Here is a 20,347-nt window from a genome sequence, read left to right as displayed (position 1 = left end):
CGATACGTATGAGCGCGCAGAGCGAGGGGCAAGTCGCAGACGCGGTGAAAGGCAATTGGGTCGACACGCTCGCCCCGAAAGCGACCCGCCCCTACCTGCGGCTCAGCCGCGCCGACCGGCCCATCGGCACTTGGCTTCTTCTTCTGCCTTGCTGGTGGGGCCTGATGCTTGCCGTGGCCAGCGCGCCCGCCACGGCCACGCTCTTCGATGTCTGGATCTTCGGGGGCTGCGCCCTCGGCGCGTTCCTGATGCGCGGCGCGGGGTGTACCTGGAACGACATCACCGACCGCGACCTGGACGGCGCGGTCGCCCGCACGGCCTCTCGTCCTATTCCCTCAGGCCAGGTCAGCGTGAAGGGGGCTGTGATCTGGATGGTCGTCCAAGCGCTTCTCGCGCTCCTGATCCTGCTCACCTTCAACTGGACGGCCATCGCCCTCGGCGTGGCCTCCTGCGCGCTGGTCTGCCTTTATCCCTTCGCCAAACGCTTTACCTGGTGGCCCCAGGTTTTCCTCGGCCTCGCCTTCAACTGGGGCGCTCTGCTGGCCTGGACCGCCCATACCGGCAGCCTGTCCCTTGCGCCTGTCCTTCTCTACCTCGGCGGCATCTCCTGGACGCTCTTTTACGACACCATCTACGCGCACCAAGACCGCGAGGATGACGCGCTCATTGGCATCAAATCCACCGCCCGGCTCTTTGGCGCGCACACCAAATGGTGGCTGCGCATCTTCCTCATGGCGACCGTCTGCCTCGTCGGGGCGGGCGTCATCGTGGCGCTTTTGCCGCTGCAAAACCCGCTGGCGCTGGTCATCGGCATCCTCGGGGTCTGGGCGATGGGCTGGCACCTGTCCTGGCAGCTGATCCAGCTGGACATCGACAATCCAGAGGTCTGCATGAAGCTGTTCCGCTCGAACCGCGATGCAGGCCTGATCCCTACGCTGTTTTTTGCCGTTGCCGCACTCGTTTGATTGAAAGCCCCTGCCGGACGGGTTACTGCACTACCATATATAGGCCCGAGCAGGGATCGCACCCCAACGCCCATGATAAACAAAGACCGCATATCCGCCCTGGTCGGCCCTGTCTGTTTCACCGTGGCGGGCGGCCTGGCTGTCGCGACGGCCATCGTCGCCGCCCTGACGATCGAGCGGCGCTCGACCGAGGATATCCTCACCTCTCTGCAGGCCGACGGGATCGAATGGGTCGAGGTTTCGGCCAACGGCCTGCAGGTGTTCCTGGACGGCACCGCCCCAGATGAGGCCTCGCGCTTTCGCGCCCAGACCCGCGCCAGCGCCATCGTCGATGCGGACCGGGTGATCAACCGGTTGGACGTGGCCGCTGTCGATGCTTCCGTCGCGCCGCGCTTTTCGCTCGACATGCTGCGCAATGGCGATGGCATCCAGCTGATTGGCCTGATCCCGGGCCCCCAGGGGGACGAGGCCTTTGCCGTGGCCGAGGCCATCGCCGACATCGCCGGCTCGGCGGAGGTGGTGAATATGGTCGAGATGGCCGACCTCAACCCACCCGAGCACTGGGACGCCGCTCTGGCCTACGGGCTGCGCGCCCTGGAAACCCTGCCCCGGTCCAAAGTGACCGTGCTGGCCGACCGGGTCGAGGTCGAAGCGGTGGGCGAAACCCGGGAAGAGCGCGCCGAATTCATCGCGCGCCTGCAGCAGGATCAACCGACAGGCATCGAGATTGTCCTCGACATCTCGGCCCCGCGCCCCGTCATCACGCCCTTCACCCTGCGCTTTGTGCGCGACGACACCGGCGCCCGGTTTGAGACCTGCACCGCCGACACGCCCGCGGCCCACGACCAGATCGTCGCGGCCGGACGTGCCGCCGGAACGACGGGCAATATGCCCTGCACCATCGGTCTCGGTGTGCCCTCGCCGTCCTGGGGCACAGCTGTCGCCACCTCTCTCGCGGCCCTGACCGAATTGGGCAGCGGCAGCGTCACCTTTTCCGACGCCGATGTGACCCTGATCGCCGCCCAGGGCACCGCGCAGGAACTGTTCGACACCGTGGTTGGGGAGTTGGACGCCAATCTGCCCGACGTCTTCTCGCTCCAGGCCGTTCTGCCAGAGCCAGAGGCCCTCGAAAGCACCGGGCCCGCCCGGTTCACGGCCACGCTGGATTCGGACGACGGCGTGCGCCTGCGCGGGCGTCTGCCGGGCGGGGCCATCGGCGCCTCGGTCCAGGCCTTTGCGACCGCCACCTTCGGGGCGGAGGCCACGGATATCGCCACCCGCGAGGTCGCGGACCTGCCCCAGGGCTGGTCGGTGCGCGTCATGGCGGGCCTCACCGCCCTTTCGCAGCTGGAAGACGGCACCCTGACGGTAGAGCCTGACACCCTGCGTCTGTCGGGGCGCACCGGCGACAGCGAGATGATCTCCGAGCTGACCCGCCAGATCTCGGAAGATCTGGGGCCGGGCGCGAACTTCCAGATGGATGTCCGATATGACGAGGCGCTCGATCCCGTCGCCTCACAACCCACGCCCGAGCAATGCGAGGCGCGGATCCGCGATATCCAGGAAGAGACCAAGATCACCTTCGACCCCGGCTCGACCGAAATCAACCAGACCGCGGGAGAGGTGCTGGACCAGATCGCCGAGGTCCTCCCCGATTGCCTCCACGTCCGGATGGAGATCGGCGGCCATACCGATGCCCAGGGCGGCGAAAGCATGAACCTGAACCTCAGCCAGGCCCGCGCCGATGCGGTCTTGAACGGGCTTCTGGCGCGCGGCGTGCTGGTCACGAACCTGACGGCCCAGGGCTACGGCGAAAGCCAACCCATCGCCGACAATGAGACCGAAGAGGGCCGCGAACAAAACCGCCGCATCGCCTTCCGCCTCCTGGCGACCGCCGAAGTGGTGGGCGTCGCGGCGGATGCCGACGACCAGCCCCGCACCCGGGCGGGCATCCTGGCCCAGGGCGCCATCGCCGATTGGCCGTTCGAGATCCGACCCCTGCCGCGCCCCGATACGAACTAGACAGAAAGCCTGAGGCCCCATGAACCGCCTGGAATTCATCATCGCCATCGCCATCATCCTTTTCGTGGCCTTTGCCCTCGGCTGGCTGGCCCATTGGCTGGTGACGCGGTTCAACCAGGTCTCCTCGGCGGACCTGGGCGAGATGGAGAACCTTGCGCGCGCCTTGCACGACGCCGAGGAAACCCGGGATCAGGCGATTGCCTACCTGCAGCAGCGCGAGGGCGAACTGACCAATCAGCTCAGCCAGACCGAGGCAGAGCTACGCGCCGCCATGGAGGGCCTGCGCGAGGCCCGCACGGAATCCGAGGAACTGCGCAACTACATCGAAACGGTCAATCAAAGCGGCTGAGGTAAGGCATTGCGCCGCCTGCGGCGTCGATGCCTTTTTTTGAGGGTTTGCGCCGCCTTCGGCGTCGCCGGGGGGCCTCCTCCGTGCTGCGCACGTCCTCGGCCTCGTTGACGTAGGGCGGGGATCTGGGCCTTACCAGCGATCCAAAGCCGCCTCATCGTCGTCCTTGGCCGCAACCCAATCAGCGCCGCGCGCGGTGACCTCTCGCTTCCAGAACGGGGCGCGCGATTTCAGGTAATCCATCAGGAACTCCGCCCCCTGGAAGGCATCGGCGCGGTGCTTGGAGGCCGTGGCGACCATCATGATCACGTCGCCCGGCGCCAGGCGCCCGTGGCGGTGGATGACCAGGGCATCGGCCAGCTTGAAGCGGTCCATCGCCTCCTTGCGGATGTCGCTCAGCGCAGTCTCGGTCATGCCCGGATAATGCTCGATCTCCATGGCGACCATGTCGCCCTCGGCCACATCGCGCGTGATCCCGGTGAAGCTGACAACGGCGCCGGCGCCGGAGACGCTTTGCGTGAAGGCATTGAGCGCGGCCCCTTGATCGAATGGCTCGGCCATGATGTGGACGGCCATGGCGCTTAGCCCCCGGTCATCGGCGGGAACAGCGCCACTTCGCGGGCGCCTTCCAGCGGCGCGTCGAAGGGGACCAGCTGCTGGTCAACTGCGGCGCGCACGGACTTCAGGTCTGACAGGGCGAAGGCGTGGGCGTCCGAGCGCGTCTTCAGCTCTTCGATCAACTCGGCCACGGTGGCGGCTTGCGTCTCCACGACTTCATGGCCGGTCCCGATCCGCTCGCGCAGCCAGGCGAAATAGCGCAGGTCCATCAGGGGTCCTCCTGCAGGAAGGGGCGTGCCTTCATGTAATAATCCAGGCCCGTGATGGCTGTCAAAACGGCGGCGAGCCAGAGCAGCGCCTGGCCTGCCACGCCACTCCAGAAGAAGCCGAACTCGATCCAGATGAGGCCGAACTCGTCGGGGATGTCGCCTGCGAGGATGCCTTCGATCAGGGGGCCGTCCATGCCGAAGGTGAGCGCCCAGAAATAGTGTGTGAAAAGGCCCCAGCAGAACAGCAGGCCGATGGCGATCATCTGCAGGGTCGTCTTCCACTTCGCCAGTTTGGTGACCTGGAGCGTGCCCGCCTGGGCACCCAGAAATTCGCGCAGGCCGGAGACGAAGATCTCTCGGAAGAGGATGATGATGACCGGCACAAGGATCAGCGCGGACCAGCCGTGATCGAGGCTCATGATGACCAGAAGGACCGCCAGCGCGATCACCACCATGGCCTTGTCGGCGATAGGATCGAGCATCGCGCCGAAACGGCTTTCCTGGCCCCATTTGCGCGCCAGAAGGCCGTCCAGATAGTCGGTCATCGAGGCGCCCATGAAGAGAAAAAGCGCGATCCAATCGGCGAAAGGGCGGGGCAGAAGGAGGAACACGAAGCCCACCATGGGCGCCGCGATCAGGCGCACGAGGGTGAGGATATTGGGGACGTTCCACTGCATGGGAAACACCTAGCGATCTTGTGGGGCACTTGCCAGAGGGCTTGGGACTGCGCAGGGGTGCTCAAGCTTGAGCACATGGGTTAAACGTCTGATATTCCACGGATAAGCAATTCTAGTTAACCTTTTGTTAACCCGGTTAACCCGCGAAAACCCCGTTCAGCCGGGTCAGGCGTTGTCGTGGAAGAAATCGTAGATCTTCTGGGCAAGCCCTTCGCTGACGCCGTCCACCGCCGTCAGATCCGACAGGTTGGCGCGGGCCACGGCCTTGGCGGAGCCGAAATGCGCCAGGAGTGCGCGCTTGCGGGCGGCGCCGACGCCCGGGACGTCATCCAAAGGCGTGACCGACACCGCCTTGGAGCGTTTCGCCCGGTGCGCGCCGATGGCGAAACGGTGCGCCTCGTCGCGCATCCGCTGCACGAAATAGAGCACCGGGTCATTGCGCTGCAACGCGAAGACCTGCTTTCCGGGTCGGTAGAATTCTTCCTTGCCCTGATCGCGGTCGATACCCTTGGCAACGCCAACATAGGGCACATCTTCCACGCCCAGATCATCCATGATCTCTTTCACCGCCGAGACCTGCCCCGCGCCGCCGTCGATCAACAGCAGGTCTGGCCAGGCCTCTGTCTCTCGGTCCGGGTCTTCCTTCAACAGGCGCGAAAAGCGCCGTGTCAGCACCTCTTTCATCATCCCGAAATCATCGCCGGGGGTCAGGCTGTCGCCCTTGATGTTGAACTTGCGGTACTGGGATTTCAGGTAGCCCTCTGGCCCGGCAACGATCATCGCGCCGACAGCGTGGGCGCCCTGGATGTGGGAGTTGTCGTAGACCTCCACCCGCTTCGGCGGGCCATCGAGACCAAAGGCCTCGGCCAGACCGTCGAGCAGCTTGCCCTGGGCCTGGTTCTCGGCCATGCGGCGGCCCAGGCTTTCGCGGGCATTGCGGCGCGCGCCGTCGACAAGCTCCGCCTTTTCGCCGCGCTGGGGGACGAGGATTTCGACCTTGGCGCCGCGCTTGCCGGAGAGCGCGTCGGCCATCAGGTCCATCGACTCAACCGGATGGGAAAGGAGGAGCTGCCGGGGCGGTTCCTTCTGGTCGTAGAATTGGCCGAGAAAGGCCTCCAGCACCTCGGGTTCTTCGATGTCCGGCCCGACGCGGGGGTAGAAATCGCGGTTGCCCCAGTTTTGGTTGGCGCGAATGAAGAAGACCTGCACGCAGGCCTGCCCGCCCTCCATATGCAGCGCGATGACGTCGGCTTCCTTCACGCCCTGGGGGTTGATGCCCTGGGCCGATTGCACGTTGGTGAGCGCGCGGATGCGGTCGCGCAGGGCTGCGGCGCGCTCAAACTCCATCGCCTCAGATGCCTCGGCCATGCCGTCGGCCAATTGGCGTTGCAGATCGGTGCTGTCGCCCTTCAGGAAGCGCACGGCGTCTTTGACGGAGGTGGCGTAATCCTCTTCCGAGATGTGCCCGACACAGGGGCCAGAGCAGCGCTTGATCTGATAGAGCAGACAGGGCCGCGTGCGGGTTTCAAACACCGCATCGGTGCAATTGCGCAAAAGGAAGACCTTTTGCAGCTGGTTGAGCGTGCGGTTGACGGCACCGGCGCTGGCGAAGGGGCCGAAATAGCTGCCCTTTTCCTTCTTCGCGCCCCGGTGCTTCTTGATCTGGGGAAAGGCGTGTTCATCGCTGACCAGGATATTGGGGAAGCTCTTATCGTCGCGCAGCAGCACGTTGAACTTGGGCTTGAGCTGCTTGATCAGGTTCTGTTCCAGCAACAGCGCTTCGGTTTCCGTGCGCGTGGTCAGGAACATCATCGAGGCGGTGTCGCGGATCATCCGCGCGATGCGCGCCGAATGGCCCGAGGGTTTGGCGTAGTTAGCGACCCGGCGCTTGAGCGCGCGGGCCTTGCCGACGTAGAGCACGCGGCTTTGGCTATCGAGCATGCGGTAGACGCCCGGGCTCATGTCGAGCGTGCGGACATAATCTGCGATGATCTCATGGCCCGGCTTGGACGGGGCCTCGGTCACGGGGTGATCGGTCTCATTTTTCATCAATTATGACAGTTTTGTGATTCTCTTGCTTGCTGCAATGCGCAGGTGCCCAGATCAAGCCCTTAGCTTTCCACCGCTTCTGTGGATAACCCTGCGGAGAACTCTTTGGCATCCCGATTTTTCCTTTGTATTCGGCAGGGTTCTACGAATTGCCTATTTTTTAGGCATTTATACAAGCCATTGTTTTTAAACCATTAAAACATGACGTTAATATTTGAAACGATCTGGTTAACTGAATCTTCATGAAGGTTACCCCACTTTCGGCGACAGTGGAGAACATGGGCCGCCGCAATCACTCTACGCCCAGAACATCCGGCGTTTCCCAGGCCAGGTGTTGGCCGCCATCGACGCAAATAAGTTGCCCCGTGACCGCTTTTGCCGACAAAAAGTATCGCAGCGCCTCCACAATCTCTTCCGGGCCGGCGCCGCGTCGCAAAACTGTTGCAGCGCGCTGTGCGGCGAAGTGTTCTGCCGTCTGGCGGGCGCCCTGCATCGTGGGGCCGGGGCCGATTGCGTTGACCCGGCAGCGCGGCGCCAGGGCCTGGGCGGCGGTTTGGGTGAAGGCCCAGAGGCCCATCTTGGCAATCGTGTAGGTCATGAACTCGGGCGTCAGTTTCCGGACGCGCTGGTCGACCATATTGACCACAAGGCCGCGCGCGACGGGCTCACCGCCCGCGTCGACCTCAGGCTCGGGCAGTTGCGCGGCGAGCGCCTGGGTCAGCACGAAGGGCGCGCGCAGGTTGGACATCATGTGCGCGTCCCAGGTGGCGCGGGTGGCGCTTTCGAGGTTGTCGTAGTCAAAGACCGAGGCGCTGTTGACCAGCACCGTGGCCTGGCCAAGGGCGTCAATGACGCGGGGCATCAGGGCTTGCACGGCGTCTTCGTCCAGCAGGTCGGCTTGCAGGGTGACGGCCTTGACGCCCAAGGCGCGCGCCTCGTCTGCTGTGGCCTCGGCAGCGTCGGCGCTGCCGTTGTAGTGGATCGCCACGTCGTGGCCCTGGGCGGCCAGTTCCAGCGCCATCGCGCGGCCCAACCGTTTGGCTGCGCCTGTTACCAATGCTGTCATGTCGCCTGCTCCCTACGCCAAGAGGACTACGATATAGGCCACGTAGAGCGCAGTGAAAGCCAGACCGACGATCCGGCCCATGCCCCAGCGGAAAAACACGAAGGGGGCCAGGACGGCGGAGGCGGCCAGCATCACCCACAGGTCGAACCGCAGGATTTCCGCGTCGACGGGGATCGGGCCCACGAAAACGGCGATGCCGATGATCGCCAGAAGGTTGAACACGTTCGACCCGATGACGTTGCCAATCGCCACATCCGCCTGCCGCCGGATCGCGGCCATGACCGTGGTGGCGAGTTCCGGCAGGGAGGTGCCCACGGCCACGAGGGTCAGGCCGATCACGGCGTCGGAGATGCCGTATTCCGTGGCGATCGCCGTGGCGCTGTCGATCAACAGGCTGGCGCCCAGGGGAAGGCCGACCAGGCCCAAGGCCAGGTAGACGCCGATCTTCCACCACGGCATGTCGGGGTCGGCCTCTTCCAGCGCGTCCAGCTCGGTCGTGCCGTTGTTGGCTTTGCGGTGGGCGTGGGCTTTGCGGACCGCGTCGCCCAGCACGAACGCAAGGCCTGCCAGAAGGACCGCGCCGTGCCACCAGGTCAGGGGACCGAGGAAACACAACACGATGAACAGGACGCTGCCGGCCATCATCATCGTGTATTCGCGCCGTGTGTCACTTGTCGCGGCAAGGCCTGCCATCAGGGCGGGCACGCCCAGCACCAACAGGATGTTGGCCGTGTTCGAGCCCACGACGTTACCCAGCGCCAGGCCCGGCACGCCGTCGAGGATCGACTGGATCGAGATCAGCAACTCGGGCGCCGAGGTGCCGAAGGCCACGACCGTCAGCGACACGATCAGCGCCGGAATGCCCAGCCGCAGCGCGAGGTTCACCGCGCCCTTGACCAGAACGTCACCGGCCAGCAGCAGGATCACCAGCCCGAGGACGACAAACCCAAACTCTTCAATCATTCCCGCCCTCTCGGCACACCCGGCACTTGCCACCGCGCAGGTTCATGCGGCCGCAGTCAGGACAGGTGCGGGGCCGTGGCAGGGAGCCCTTGTCCCGGTTGCGGCCCAGGCGTTTGACGCCAATCCAGTGCAACTTGCCGAACATCGCCAGCACGGCCATGCCGATCAGGAAGAGAGAGACGATTTTGAGCATCACGACAGCCCATACCGGGCATAGAGAGCGCGTTCCTCGACGCCCTGATCCAGTTCCGCCAGGACCTGCGCCCCAAGGCGCGGGATCAGGGGCTTCTTGGGACCATAAGGGACAAGTTTCACCTTATCGCCGTAAAGCTCCTTCATCTTCGGCACCACATGGCCGATGCCGTCCGCCAAGCCCAGCTCGACCCCGCGGGTGCCGACCCAGAAGGCGCCAGTAAACATGTCCGGGTCGTCCTGCAAGCGGTCGCCGCGGCTGGATTTGACGTGATCGACAAAGGTCTTGTGAACGTCGGTCTGCAAGTCCTGCAGCCGGGTCACGTCGGCCTCTTTCTCGGGCTGGAACGGGTCAAGGATGCTCTTGTTCTTGCCCGCCGTATAAACGCGCCGTTCCACACCCAGCTTCTTCAGCGCCTCTACAAAGCCGAACGTCTGGGAGATCACGCCGATGGAGCCGATGATCGAGCTGGGATCGACCCAGATGTCATCGCCCGCGCAGGCCAGCCAATAGCCACCCGAGGCCGCAACATCTTCAACAAAAGCATGGACGGGGATCTTCTTTTCCTCGGCCAACCGCCGGATGCGCGCCGCCACCAGGGCCGATTGCACCGGAGAGCCGCCGGGCGAGTTGATTTCAAGCGCCACCGCAACCGGCTTGCCCTTGGAAAAGGCCTTCTCGATCACCGGCGCGAAAGCCGCGTCGTTGATGCCCGTGCGTGCGCTCGCCGCAATCGCGCCCTGCAGGCGGATCACGGCCACTTTCGGATCAGAGTTCAGGAAGGGGATAAAACGTTTCATCCCATGCGATGTAGGCGGCGGGGGCGGCGGCAACAAGGCGATACCCCATGTTTTAGCCCGGCAGTGTTGCGCATCACGAAGCTTTCACCGGCAGGCGCTGTTCCCCCAGGCCGTCGATGCCCAGCCGCATCTCTTGCCCCGCGCGCAGAAACACCTGCGGGCTTTTGCCCATGCCGACGCCGGGGGGCGTGCCGGTGGTGATCACGTCGCCGGGCTCCAGCGTCATGAAACGGCTGATGTATTCGACGATGAAATCCGGCTTGAAGATCATCGTGTCGGTGGTGCCGTCCTGCATTCTTTGGCCGTCAACGTCGAGCCAGATGGCGCGGCCTGCGGGGTCGCCCAGCTCATCCGGCGTCACCACGAATGGCCCCATGGGCGCGAAGGTGTCGTGGGATTTGCCCTTGGTCCATTGGCCGCCCATCTCCTGCTGCCAGGCCCGTTCGGAAATGTCGTTGAGGATGAAATAGCCCGCGATATGGCGTGCCCCCTGCCCTGCGTCCACGTTCTTGGCGCGGGTGCCGATGACAAAAGCCAGCTCCACCTCCCAATCGGTCTTCTCGCTGCCGGGCGGCAGGATCACCGGATCATGGGGGCCCGAGATTGAGGTGGTGGCCTTCATGAACAAAACAGGCTCCGTCGGGACATCCCAGCCGCCTTCCGCCGCGTGGTCGGCGTAGTTGAGGCCGACGCAGACCAGCTTGCCGACGTTGCCGACGCAAGGCCCCAGCCGCGCGTCACCGGCCAGCGGCAGCGCTTCCGGCGCAAGTTCTGGCATTGCGGCGAGGGTGGCGCCGTCGATATCGGCCACGAGCTCGGACAGATCTCGCACGTTGCCGTCCGCATCCAGAACGCCGGGCTTCTCGGCGCCCGCCTCCCCCCATCTTACATACTTCATCGCGCGCCCTTCCCTTGCATTGATCGCGCGCATCATGCTTCGCTGAGGGGCCAAGTCCAAGGGGGGAAACACATGGCCGATATCGTGGTTCTGGGCGTCTTTGTCGCCGATGCCGCCTACCGCGCGCCGCGCATGCCTGCGGTGGGGGAGACGTTGATCGGCACCGGTTTTCAGTTGGGCCCCGGCGGCAAGGGATCGAACCAGGCGGTGGCAGCCGCCAAGACCGGGGGCGATGTGGCGCTGATCAGCCGGATCGGGAAGGACACCTTTGGGCAGATGGGGCGTGACGTGTGGGCTGCGGCGGGCGTGCAGGCGTTGGTGGTGGAGGATGCAGAGGTGCCGACGGGCTCGGCCGGGATCTTCATTGACGAAGCCTCGGGCGCCAACGCGATTGTCATCGCGCCTGGAGCCTCCGGCAAGTTGAGCCATGACGACGTGATGGCGCAACAGGACGCGATTTACGGGGCGAAGGTGGCCCTGACGCAGTTGGAACAGCCGATGGCGGCGGCGGTGCTGTTTCTGGAGTTGGCGCAGGCGCGCGGTGTGACGACGATCCTGAACCCGGCCCCGGCGGCGGAATTGCCCGAGGGGATGCTGGCGCTGTGTGACTACATCACACCCAACGAGCATGAGGCAGAGGCTTTGTCGGGCCTGCCTGTGGGCTCGGTGAAAGAGGCGCTGGCCGCCGCCAAAGCACTGATGGCGACGGGCGTACGCAAGGGCGTGATCGTGACCATGGGCGAGGCCGGCTCGCTGTTTTGGGACGGCACGCACAGCCAGCACATCCCGGCGATGACGGCGGGCCCGGTGGTGGATACGACCGGCGCGGGCGATGCGTTCAACGGCGGCTTGGCCACGATCCTGTCAGAGGGCGGGGAGATCGGGGCCGCTTTACGTTTTGCCACCGCGACCGCCGCTTTGTGCGTGACGAAAGAGGGGACGGCGGCGTCGATGCCTGTGCGCGCTCAGGTCGAGGTTTTGCTGGCGTCGTCCTGATCGAGGGACGTCTCGATATCCGTGATATGGGCGTCCAGCTCATCCCGGTGGGCGCTTGGCATCTTGTCGATGAGATTGTCGCGCAGGGCGGGCCATTGCGGCGACTGATAGAGGAACCGCATCCGGTGGTAATGCAGGATCGTGGCGTCCGGCGTCTGGCTGTAATCCATCCGGTGTGACAGCGAGTAGTTGTGCAGCTCGCTCAGCACCCGGACCTTGTAGCCGAAGCGTTTCATCGTCAGTGGCAGGGTGATCTGATCAAGCCAGGGGCGCTTGTTGGCGATGGAGCAATTACGGTCAAAATCCACCGCCGTGTCCAGCCAGTGTTCGCCAAACCGGCGGCCATCCTCGTGCTTGGCCTCCGGAAAGGCGATGAAGCCCGCGTTGAAATAGGGCACGTAGTGCAACTTCGCGCCGCGCAGGAGCTTCACCCGTTCCTGGGGCACCTCCATGCCGAAATGCGCATAGGCCCGCGTCCAGCGCGCGTTCTTGCCGCCCCAGGTCGGGCGGCCTTCGGGGGCGGCGGCGCAGGTGTCGGGGGCGAGGTCCATGAACTCGGCCAGGGACTTCGTGCAGGCCATGTCGGTGTCGAGAAACACGGAATGCGTGGCGCCGCGATCGTCGCAGGCCGCGATGATCTTGTTGCCGTGGGGATAGGGGCTTTTCCACTTCGGCGGATCGGCCAGGGGCCGCAGTTCGACATCGCAAACCTCGAATATCGCGTGGGTGATATCGCGGATCTCGGCGCAGTTCTCGGGCGTGGCATAGGCGTATTGCTTGACCCGCGCGTCGCCCGCGTGCGCCTGCGCGACCGAGGCCGCGAGAAGCCAGGATTGCTTCTCCAGCCGGTAGCCGTCGGCCACATAGAAGATCGCGAGGGATTGGTCACTCATGGCGGTTTTCCGCATCTGCTGCTCGGGCGTCACTTTGCCCGCAATCGCCCCGCCGCGCCAGCCTCAGACCTCCAGGTCGACGACAAAGATCCCGTCCGCGCCATTCTTGCACGAGGCGACCAGCATGCCGCCCGCCTTCTGATGGGTCGCATTGGCGGCGTAGGCCTCCAACGCCGCTTGATCGGCAAAGGTGCACAGGAACCCGTAGGGATAGCGCTGGGACTTCCGCTCAAAATCGCGGTTGGGGCCGTGGCTGAAGGCGAGAAGGCCCGGCAGTTCGGGCGCGAGGCCTTCCAGGATCGCCATCGCCTGCTCAATCGCGGGCATCGCAGCGGGGCCGTCGGGCTCCAGCATAACCATGTGATGTATCATCGAAGGGGCGTCCTTTTGTGCGGGGGCCGTTTTGGAAATTGATATACCATTGATATACCCTAAAGGATCAGAATGGCGCGAAAGTCGTTCACGTTAGTCAGGGTCGGCCCGGTCACGACCTGATCGCCGATGGCGGCAAAAAAGCTGTGCGCGTCGTTGCGGTCTAGCGCCTCTTGCGGATCGATCCCCAGCGCGCGGGCTTTGGCCAGCGTTTCCGGCCCGATCACCGCGCCCGCCACCTCTGCCGCGCCGTCCACGCCGTCGGTGTCGCAAGCAAGCGCGTAAATATTATGCTTTCCATCCAAAGCGATAGCCAAGGCCAATGCATATTCTGCGTTCGGCCCGCCCACGCCGTCGCCCCGGCGCGTGACGGTCAGCTCCCCGCCCGACAGGATGACGGTACCGGGCGGGGCCGAGGCCGCAATGGCCGCGTGTTCGGCGGCCACATCGCGAGCCTCACCTTCGATGGAATCTCCAAGCATTTCAGTTATATATCCGTCGGCCCGGGCCAGTTCCGCCGCTTCCTTCAACGACTGGGATGGCGCCGCATAGATCACGTTCTTGGTCTTTGCCAGGCGCGGGTCGTCGGGCAGCACCGGATCGCCGCCGTCTTGCAGGTAACGGGCGATGGAGGGCGCGGGCATAACGCCCCATTTTTCCAATTCTTTCAACGCACTGGCCGCACTCCCCTCATGCCCAACCGTCGGCCCGCTGGCGATATCGCCGGGGTTATCGCCCGGCACGTCCGAGATCATCAGCGACAGCATTTCCGCCGGATAGGCCGCCGCAGCCAAGCGCCCGCCCTTGACGGCAGAAATCTCTTTCCGGATGCCGTTGATCGTCCCAATCGGCGCGCCAGAGGCCAAAAGGTCGGCGGTAAGCTGTTGTTTTTCCTGTAAGGCTATTCCCTCCACCGGGGCGCACAAGAGCGCCGAACCGCCGCCGGAGATCAGCGCGAGAACGAAATCGTCCGCGGTCAATGTACCCAACAAGGCGACCAAACGCTTAGTCGCCGCCTCCCCCGCCGCGTCGGGCACGGGGTGAGAAGCCTCCACAATTTCAATGCCTTGGCAGGGCCGCCCATAGCCGTAGCGGGTGATCACCAGCCCCTCGCAGGGGCCCCATTCGGCCTCCACGGCCTCGGCCATCCGCGCGCTGGCTTTGCCCGCGCCGATCACCACGACGCGGCCCTCCGGTTTGGGTGGCAAATAGGGCGCGAGGGACTGCATGGGGTCGGCAACGCGCACCGCGCTGTCGAAAAGGCTGCGCAAAAAATCATTTGGTTTCATAGGGTTCTTCCGGTGCTCGATGTGCGGGCAACAAGGTTTACGGGCGCGCGGTGTTCGGGCGGAGGTGTCTCTCCGTCCTGCATCCAGGCCAACAACCCGTCCGCGACGCCCTTGGCAAAGCCTTCGATATCGCAGGCCACCGACGAGACCTGTGGCCAAACCTGCGCGCATTCCTCGATATCGTCAAAGCCCACGAGGCGGAAATCACGGCCCAACGTGACGCCCTCCCGCGCAAAGCCGGACAGCATGCCGAGCGCCACTAAGTCATTGAAACATATGGCTGCATCCACATCCAAAGGCAGCTCTTTCGCGGCCTCAAACCCGAACGCGCGCGAGGATCTGCCGTGGAGCGTAAACGGCTCCGCCCCGGCGCGCTTGATCTCGGCCAGGTAGCCGGATTTGCGTTCCTCGGTGATGGCGCGGCCTTCCATGCCGCCGACAAAGGCGATGCGTTTTGCGCCCTGGTTCATCAGGTGCCGCGTGGCCTTGGCGGAGCCTGCGGCATAGTCGAAGGAGGCGAAGGGAAAGAGGCCCGTGCGCGGGTCCGTTTTGCGCAGGACCTGCATCGCCGGGATGCCCGCGCGTTCGATCTGGTCAAAGGCATCGCCCGCGTCGTCATAGGCCGGCGAAATGACGAGGGCCGAGACGCCGTGTTCGATCATCGAGCCGATAAGTTTCTCTTGCAAATCAGGGTCTTCGTCGCTGTTGGCGATGACGGTGGCGTAGCCTTTGGAGGCCAGCGTCATCTGCAGGACGGTGGCGAATTCGGTGAAGAACGGGTTGCGCAGATCGTTGATGACAAGCCCCACAAGGCCCGCCGATTGGCTGCGCATCTGCGCCGCCGCGCGGTTGTAGACATAGCCGATTTCGGCCATCGCGGCGCGCACGGCCTGGCGCGTTTCATCCTTCACCTGCTTGGAGTTTTGCAGCACCAAAGAGACGGTCGATTTCGACACGCCCGCGCGGGCGGCGACGTCCAGAATGGTGGGGCGGCGGCTCATGGGTCAGGCTTACCCTTCGATGCCGTGGAGGGCCAGAAGGTTGCGCATTTTGTGGGTGGCGCGGTCCGGGTCTGTTAGGAGGCGAGCCTGGTCAGCGAGGCGGAAGACTTCCGCCAAGTGACTGATATCGCGAGAGGATTGGAAGCCACCGGGCATGATGAAGTGGGTTTGCGAGCCGTTGAGCCACGACAGGAAGGCGATGCCGGTTTTGTAGAACTGGGTGGGGGCCTTGAAGATCTCGCGGCTGAGCGGGACGGTTGGGGCCAGAAGCGCGTGATAGGTTTGTGCGTCGTTCTGCGCGAGGGCTTCGAGGGCCTGGGACGCGGCGGGCGCGATGGCGGCGAAGATGCCAAGGAGGGCGTGGGAATGGTGGGTTTTAGTGCCCTCGATGAGGGGCGCGTAGTTGAAGTCGTCACCGGTGTAGAGGCGGACATTGGCGGGAAGGTTGGCGCGGAAGGCCTCCTCATGGGATTGATTTAGAAGGGAAATCTTTATTCCGTCGATTCTAGATACATTGCGGGCGATCAGGTCGTGGACGGTTTTGTTGGTTTCTTCGATTTCGTCACTGCCCCAGTAGCCCTTGAGGGAGGGGTCGAACATGTCGCCGAGCCAGTGGAGGATCACGGGCTGCTGCGCCTGGGTGATGAGGTCGTCATAGAGGCGGGCGTAGTCGTCAGGGGTGGCTTTCAGCGCCGGAAGCGCGCGGGTGGCCATGAGGATGAGTTGACCGCCTGCGGCCTCGATCGCCTCCATCTGGTGGAGGTAGGCGTCGCGGACGGAGTCGAGGGTGGTTAATTCTTCTACGGGAACGTGATCGGTCCCGGCGCCACACGCGACGCGGGGCTTGGCGGGGTGCGCCTTCGCCGCGCGCATTGTACGTTCGATCAGCTCGCGCGCCGTGGGCCAGTCTACGCCCATGCCACGCTGCGCCGTGTCCATCGCCTCGGCGAGGTGAAGGCCTTGATGCCAAAGCCCTTCCCGGAACTTCAGCGTGGCGTCCCAATCCACCGCAGGGCGTCCCTGCCAGGGGTCCCGCTCTGCCAAGGGATCACTGATGACATGGGCGGCGGCGAAGGCGGTGCGGGTGAGCGGGACCTTGGGGGTGCGCGGCACGAGGGGTGATCCGGTTAACGTGTAGTCTTCGAGCGTTCCGGCATAGGTGGGCAGTTTCATGGGTTCAGAGTCCGTGATCTTGGCGGATCATGTCGGCGGCTTTTTCACCGATCATGATCGTGGGTGCGTTGGTGTTGGAGGAGACGACGCGCGGCATGATGGAGGCGTCCGCGACGCGGAGGTTCTCAATCCCGTTGAACTTCAAGCGCGGGGTGACGACGGCGGTTTCGCTCGGCCCCATGGCGCAGGTGCCCGCGCAATGGTGGGAGGTTTTGGAGTGCTGGCAGATGAAGTTGAAGTAGTCGTCATCGGTGCGCACGTCGGGGCCGGGGAGGCGTTCGGCCTTGATCATGTGGGCGAGCGCGTCTTGGCCGAGGATCTGTTGGGTCAGCTTGAGGCCGCGGATGGACATCTCTCGGTCGCGGGGGTCGGCGCAATAGTTGGGGTCGATGAGGGGGGCCTTGGCGGGGTCGGCGGAGGCGAGGCGCACGGTCCCGCGGGACCGGGGGCGCAGGTAGCAGGAGTTCAGGGTCACACCGCCTTGGGGCATGGAGGCGACACCGGCCTCGATACCCGTGCCGAGGCCGAGGTGGAACTGCAGGTCGGGGGAGCGGGCGTCGGGGTCGGCGTACCAGAAACCGCCGGTCTCGAAGAGGCTGCTCGCGACGGGGCCCTTCTTTGTCAGCAGGTATTGCAGGCCCGCGAGGACGGAGAGGTGGGGCTTGGCGAAACGGTCGTAGGTGTGGGGGCCGGAGACCTCGGCGATGCAGTAGAGGTCGAGGTGGTCTTGCAGGTTGCTGCCGACTTGGGGCTGGTCGAGAACGACGTTTAGCCCAAGTTCTTGTAGATGATCTGCGGGGCCGATGCCGGAGAGTTGCAGGAGGCGCGGGGAGCCGATGGCGCCGGAGGTCAGAATGACTTCGCGGGTCGCATGCAGGCGGGTGCCGTCGAGCATCTCGACACCCGTCGCGGTGCCGTTCTCGACGATGATCCGGCGGACGTTGGCGCGCAGCTTCACGGTGAGGTTCTTGCGGGACCGGTTGGGGTGCAGGAAGGCCATCGCGGCGGAGGAGCGGCGGGCGTTTTTCTGGGTGAGTTGGTAGTAGGCGGCGCCCTCTTGGACCTCTCCGGTGACGTCTTCGTTGAAGGGGATGCCGAGGGCTTTGGCGGCCTCGAAGTACGCCTCGCAGATCGGGAGCGGCGCGGCGGGTTTGGAGACGCCGAGGGGGCCGTCCTGGCCGTGGTAGCGGCCTGAATAGGTGTCGTTGCCCTCGGATTTTCGGAAGTAGGGGAGGACGTCCTCATAGCTCCACCCGTCGCAGCCGAGTTGGCGCCATTCGTCGTAATCGAGCGGGTGGCCGCGCGTGTAGATCTGTGCGTTGATCGCCGAACCGCCGCCGATCACCTTGGCTTGGGTATAGGTGAAGACCTTGTTTTGCATGTGCTTTTGTGGGGTCGTGGACCAGCCCCAGGAGCCGATGCCCTTGGTCATCTTCGCGAAGCCTGCGGGGAGGTGGAAGAAGGGGTGGCGGTCCGATCCCCCCGCCTCCAGCACGCAGACCCGCACGTCCGGGTTCTCAGACAGGCGCGCGGCGATGACGGACCCTGCGGAGCCGCCGCCGATGATGATGAAATCGTAACCCTCAGCCATGGTCATGCCTCAAAAGGTCTGGATCGACAGGCCGCCGTCGACCGGGATCTGCGCCCCCGTCGCAAAGGCGAAATCGCCGCGCGCGAGGGGGACGACGACGTCGGCGATGTCAGCGGGCGTGCCCCAGCGGCCGGCAGGCACGGTGTCGGGGATGGTCGTGTCGTAGCGGTCGGCCACGGGCGCGGTCATGGGCGATTGGATGATGCCGGGGCGGATGTCGAAGACGCCGATGTTGTGGGGAGCCAGACGCTCGGCAAAGGCCTTTGCCGCCATGGCCGTGGCGGTTTTGGAGATGCAATATTCGACGCGATTGGGGCTGAGGACGGAGGCGTTGACGGAGGTGATGAAGGTGAGCGACCGGTAGGGATCTTGGGGAAGATCCAGCATTCGCTTGGCGACCGCCTGGGCCAAAAACACCCCGCCGCGTGTGTTGACGGACAGGCAGCGGTCGAAGCTTTCCGGTGTCATATCAAGGACATCACCGCGTGTCATCGCGCCGACACCGGCGTTGGAGACGAGCGTCGTGATTGGCCCCACGGCGTCGAGAAGCGCGGGAATGGCGTCAATGTCGCGCACGTCGTGCTGGTGATAACTGGCCTCAAACGGGACATCGGCAGAGGGCTGTTCGGACGCCACTGCAATCTCCCACCCGGCCCGGTGAAGCGCCGTGGCGATGCCCAGGCCAATGCCCTGTTGGCCGCCGGTAATCAGTGCGCGCATGCTGTGTCCTTCAGGTAATCGGCTTGGCGCAACGCCAAAGCCGCGATGGTCAGCGAGGGGTTCACTGCCGCCGAGGTCGGCAGCAGGGACGCGTCGCAAATGTAGAGGTTCGGGTGATCGTGCGTCTGCCCAAACGGGGTGCAGACGGAGGTCGCGGGATCATCGCCGAGGCGCGCGGTGCCGCATTGGTGCGACGGCGTGCGGCGGTCAAAGGCCTTGGCGAGCGTGATCGGGAAGCCTGCGCGTTTCAGGGTGGCTTTCAGCTTCGAGACCAGCGCCAGATGCGCCTCCCAATTGGAGCGCTTCCAGTCCAGCACGATGTCGTCGCCGCGCAGGGTGACGCGGCTATCGGGGTCTGGCAGATCCTCGGACATGGCGTAGAAGTCGATGGCGCGGTTTGCGATGGTTTTGGCCAGCGGCATCGGCAGGCCCGTTTGCGCCGAAAGGATCGGCGCGGAAACGCGGCCCAGAAGCTGCACATTGCCCAGGGGCGCGCCGCCGGGGCCGCCCGTGAGATACCAATCGTTTATCTGCAGCGTCTTTTGGTAGACGCTGCGGTTGCGCCGGGGGCTGAGCGCCAGCACGGCGCTGGCGTTGTGGTTCATGAAGTTGCGGCCCACCTGATCGGAGCGGTTGGCGAGGCCGTTTGGGTGCTGTTCCGTGGCGGAGCGCAGGAGCAACGCTGCCGTGTGAACCGCGCCCGCCGCCAGCACGATGCGCGGGGCGGTGAGACGCCCGGCGGAGGTCAGAAGGCCGGTGACGCGGGTGTCGTCAGTCTCGATTTTTCGGACCTCGACGCCCGTGCGCAGGGCGATGTTGGGGTCGGCCAGGGCCGTCACAAGGGCGGCACTTTCCGCGTCCAGCTTGCCGCCGTTGGTGTCTGGAAAGGCATCCCACGGCGTCTGCGCGCGGCTTAACCATCGGTCCAGATCGACCGCAAGGGGCAAGGGCGAAGGGTGAAGACCTGCCTTCGTCAGGCGCACGGCGAGGTCGGCAATGTCGGCCTCGTGCGGGACGGGGGGGAAGGGATAGTCGTGCTGAGGCGGATCGGTGGGGTCCATCCCGGCACGGCCCCCCACCTGAAACAGCGCCTCCGCGCGGGTGTAGTAGGGGGCGAGGGTGTTGTAGGCAAACGGCCATCCGGGCGTGCGGCCCCCCAGGTGCTGAATGGCGTCAAAATCAGCCTCCCGATAGCGCAGCATGACGGCGCCATAGAACTTGGAATTGCCGCCGACGTAGGCGTAATTGCCGGGGTTGAAACGGTCGCCGTCGGGGGTCAGCCAGGTCTCGGACGGGCGGAAATGACCATCGCGGAAGATCGCCACCGGGTCCCGCGCCTCAGCGCTGTCGTGCAAGAGCTGGCCACGCTCCAGGATCAGCACGCGCAGGCCCGAGCCTGCGAGCCCGGCGGCCAGCGTCGCACCCCCCATGCCGGAGCCGACGATTATGATATCCGCGTCGTCCATAGTTCCATTTCAATACTTCTGGAACGTTCCAATTCCA

21 protein-coding genes are annotated in these 20,347 nt (G+C 64.8%); 4 read left to right on the top strand and 17 right to left on the bottom strand.

Going from position 1 to position 20,347, the window contains the following annotated elements:
• Positions 1-8 precede the first annotated feature (8 nt).
• From ubiA to AC6I9R_RS04035, 3 genes are all read left to right on the top strand, one after another.
• On the top strand, positions 9-965 hold the full coding sequence (ubiA, locus tag AC6I9R_RS04045) for a 4-hydroxybenzoate octaprenyltransferase (protein ID WP_461427541.1): 957 nt from the start codon (positions 9-11) through the stop codon (positions 963-965).
• Positions 966-1,037: 72 nt separating this feature from the next.
• Positions 1,038-2,987 (top strand): OmpA family protein, encoded by a 1,950-nt coding sequence (locus AC6I9R_RS04040; RefSeq protein WP_461427540.1) that lies wholly within the window; start codon positions 1,038-1,040, stop codon positions 2,985-2,987.
• A 19-nt stretch (positions 2,988-3,006) separates the two neighbouring features.
• The gene (locus tag AC6I9R_RS04035; RefSeq protein ID WP_461427539.1) at positions 3,007-3,336 is read left to right on the top strand and encodes a hypothetical protein; all 330 of its coding nucleotides are present in this window, start codon (positions 3,007-3,009) and stop codon (positions 3,334-3,336) included.
• Positions 3,337-3,468: 132 nt separating this feature from the next.
• Here the strand turns inward: AC6I9R_RS04035 and AC6I9R_RS04030 are convergent, their stop codons facing one another.
• From AC6I9R_RS04030 to AC6I9R_RS03990, 9 genes are all read right to left on the bottom strand, one after another.
• Positions 3,469-3,912: a molybdenum cofactor biosynthesis protein MoaE gene (locus AC6I9R_RS04030; RefSeq protein WP_461427538.1), complete on the bottom strand. Its 444-nt coding sequence runs from the start codon at positions 3,910-3,912 to the stop codon at positions 3,469-3,471.
• Positions 3,913-3,917: 5 nt separating this feature from the next.
• A complete protein-coding gene (gene moaD / locus AC6I9R_RS04025; protein ID WP_461427537.1) occupies positions 3,918-4,163 on the bottom strand; it encodes a molybdopterin converting factor subunit 1 in 246 nt (81 codons plus the stop codon).
• Complete coding sequence (gene pgsA / locus AC6I9R_RS04020) at positions 4,163-4,840, bottom strand: CDP-diacylglycerol--glycerol-3-phosphate 3-phosphatidyltransferase (RefSeq protein ID WP_461427536.1); 678 nt, start codon at positions 4,838-4,840, stop codon at positions 4,163-4,165. The genes moaD and pgsA overlap by 1 nt, the downstream gene beginning before the upstream one ends.
• 165 nt (positions 4,841-5,005) lie before the next feature.
• On the bottom strand, positions 5,006-6,889 hold the full coding sequence (uvrC, locus tag AC6I9R_RS04015) for an excinuclease ABC subunit UvrC (RefSeq protein ID WP_461427535.1): 1,884 nt from the start codon (positions 6,887-6,889) through the stop codon (positions 5,006-5,008).
• 292 nt (positions 6,890-7,181) lie between these two features.
• Entirely contained in the window at positions 7,182-7,955 is a 774-nt protein-coding gene (locus AC6I9R_RS04010) for an SDR family oxidoreductase (RefSeq protein WP_461427534.1), read from the bottom strand.
• Between the two features lie 12 nt (positions 7,956-7,967).
• Positions 7,968-8,918: a calcium/sodium antiporter gene (locus AC6I9R_RS04005; protein ID WP_461427533.1), complete on the bottom strand. Its 951-nt coding sequence runs from the start codon at positions 8,916-8,918 to the stop codon at positions 7,968-7,970.
• Positions 8,911-9,111 (bottom strand): hypothetical protein, encoded by a 201-nt coding sequence (locus AC6I9R_RS04000; RefSeq protein ID WP_461427532.1) that lies wholly within the window; start codon positions 9,109-9,111, stop codon positions 8,911-8,913. The genes AC6I9R_RS04005 and AC6I9R_RS04000 overlap by 8 nt, the downstream gene beginning before the upstream one ends.
• A complete protein-coding gene (locus AC6I9R_RS03995; protein WP_461427531.1) occupies positions 9,111-9,911 on the bottom strand; it encodes a S49 family peptidase in 801 nt (266 codons plus the stop codon). Before AC6I9R_RS03995 ends, AC6I9R_RS04000 begins: the two co-directional genes overlap by 1 nt.
• 73 nt (positions 9,912-9,984) lie before the next feature.
• Positions 9,985-10,809, bottom strand: a complete 825-nt coding sequence (locus tag AC6I9R_RS03990) for a fumarylacetoacetate hydrolase family protein (RefSeq protein WP_461427530.1) — start codon at positions 10,807-10,809, stop codon at positions 9,985-9,987.
• A gap of 72 nt (positions 10,810-10,881) precedes the next feature.
• Between AC6I9R_RS03990 and AC6I9R_RS03985 the strand changes: the two genes are divergently transcribed.
• The gene (locus AC6I9R_RS03985) at positions 10,882-11,805 is read left to right on the top strand and encodes a ribokinase (protein WP_461427529.1); all 924 of its coding nucleotides are present in this window, start codon (positions 10,882-10,884) and stop codon (positions 11,803-11,805) included.
• Here the strand turns inward: AC6I9R_RS03985 and AC6I9R_RS03980 are convergent.
• The 8 genes from AC6I9R_RS03980 to AC6I9R_RS03945 all read right to left on the bottom strand — a co-directional run bounded on the left by AC6I9R_RS03980 (position 11,775) and on the right by AC6I9R_RS03945 (position 20,310).
• Positions 11,775-12,698 (bottom strand): GT-B fold glycosyltransferase domain-containing protein, encoded by a 924-nt coding sequence (locus AC6I9R_RS03980; protein ID WP_461427528.1) that lies wholly within the window; start codon positions 12,696-12,698, stop codon positions 11,775-11,777. The two genes, AC6I9R_RS03985 and AC6I9R_RS03980, sit on opposite strands and share 31 nt — an antisense overlap.
• A 63-nt stretch (positions 12,699-12,761) precedes the next feature.
• Entirely contained in the window at positions 12,762-13,070 is a 309-nt protein-coding gene (locus AC6I9R_RS03975; RefSeq protein WP_461427527.1) for a Dabb family protein, read from the bottom strand.
• Positions 13,071-13,129: 59 nt separating this feature from the next.
• On the bottom strand, positions 13,130-14,359 hold the full coding sequence (locus AC6I9R_RS03970) for a glycerate kinase type-2 family protein (RefSeq protein WP_461427526.1): 1,230 nt from the start codon (positions 14,357-14,359) through the stop codon (positions 13,130-13,132).
• Complete coding sequence (locus AC6I9R_RS03965; protein WP_461427525.1) at positions 14,356-15,360, bottom strand: LacI family DNA-binding transcriptional regulator; 1,005 nt, start codon at positions 15,358-15,360, stop codon at positions 14,356-14,358. The genes AC6I9R_RS03970 and AC6I9R_RS03965 overlap by 4 nt, the downstream gene beginning before the upstream one ends.
• A 9-nt stretch (positions 15,361-15,369) precedes the next feature.
• Positions 15,370-16,533 carry a dihydrodipicolinate synthase family protein gene (locus AC6I9R_RS03960; RefSeq protein WP_461427524.1) on the bottom strand — a complete coding sequence of 388 codons (1,164 nt, stop codon included), beginning with the start codon at positions 16,531-16,533 and terminating at the stop codon, positions 15,370-15,372.
• Between the two features lie 4 nt (positions 16,534-16,537).
• Positions 16,538-18,124 (bottom strand): GMC family oxidoreductase, encoded by a 1,587-nt coding sequence (locus tag AC6I9R_RS03955; RefSeq protein ID WP_461427523.1) that lies wholly within the window; start codon positions 18,122-18,124, stop codon positions 16,538-16,540.
• A gap of 9 nt (positions 18,125-18,133) precedes the next feature.
• On the bottom strand, positions 18,134-18,844 hold the full coding sequence (locus tag AC6I9R_RS03950) for a 3-ketoacyl-ACP reductase (RefSeq protein WP_461427522.1): 711 nt from the start codon (positions 18,842-18,844) through the stop codon (positions 18,134-18,136).
• Positions 18,832-20,310, bottom strand: coding sequence for a GMC oxidoreductase (locus AC6I9R_RS03945; RefSeq protein WP_461427521.1), 1,479 nt, complete (start codon positions 20,308-20,310; stop codon positions 18,832-18,834). Before AC6I9R_RS03945 ends, AC6I9R_RS03950 begins: the two co-directional genes overlap by 13 nt.
• Between the last annotated feature and the right edge of the window lie 37 nt (positions 20,311-20,347).

This window comes from Gymnodinialimonas sp. (assembly GCF_059726805.1).
This window is presented reverse-complemented; position numbering and strand designations above follow the sequence as displayed.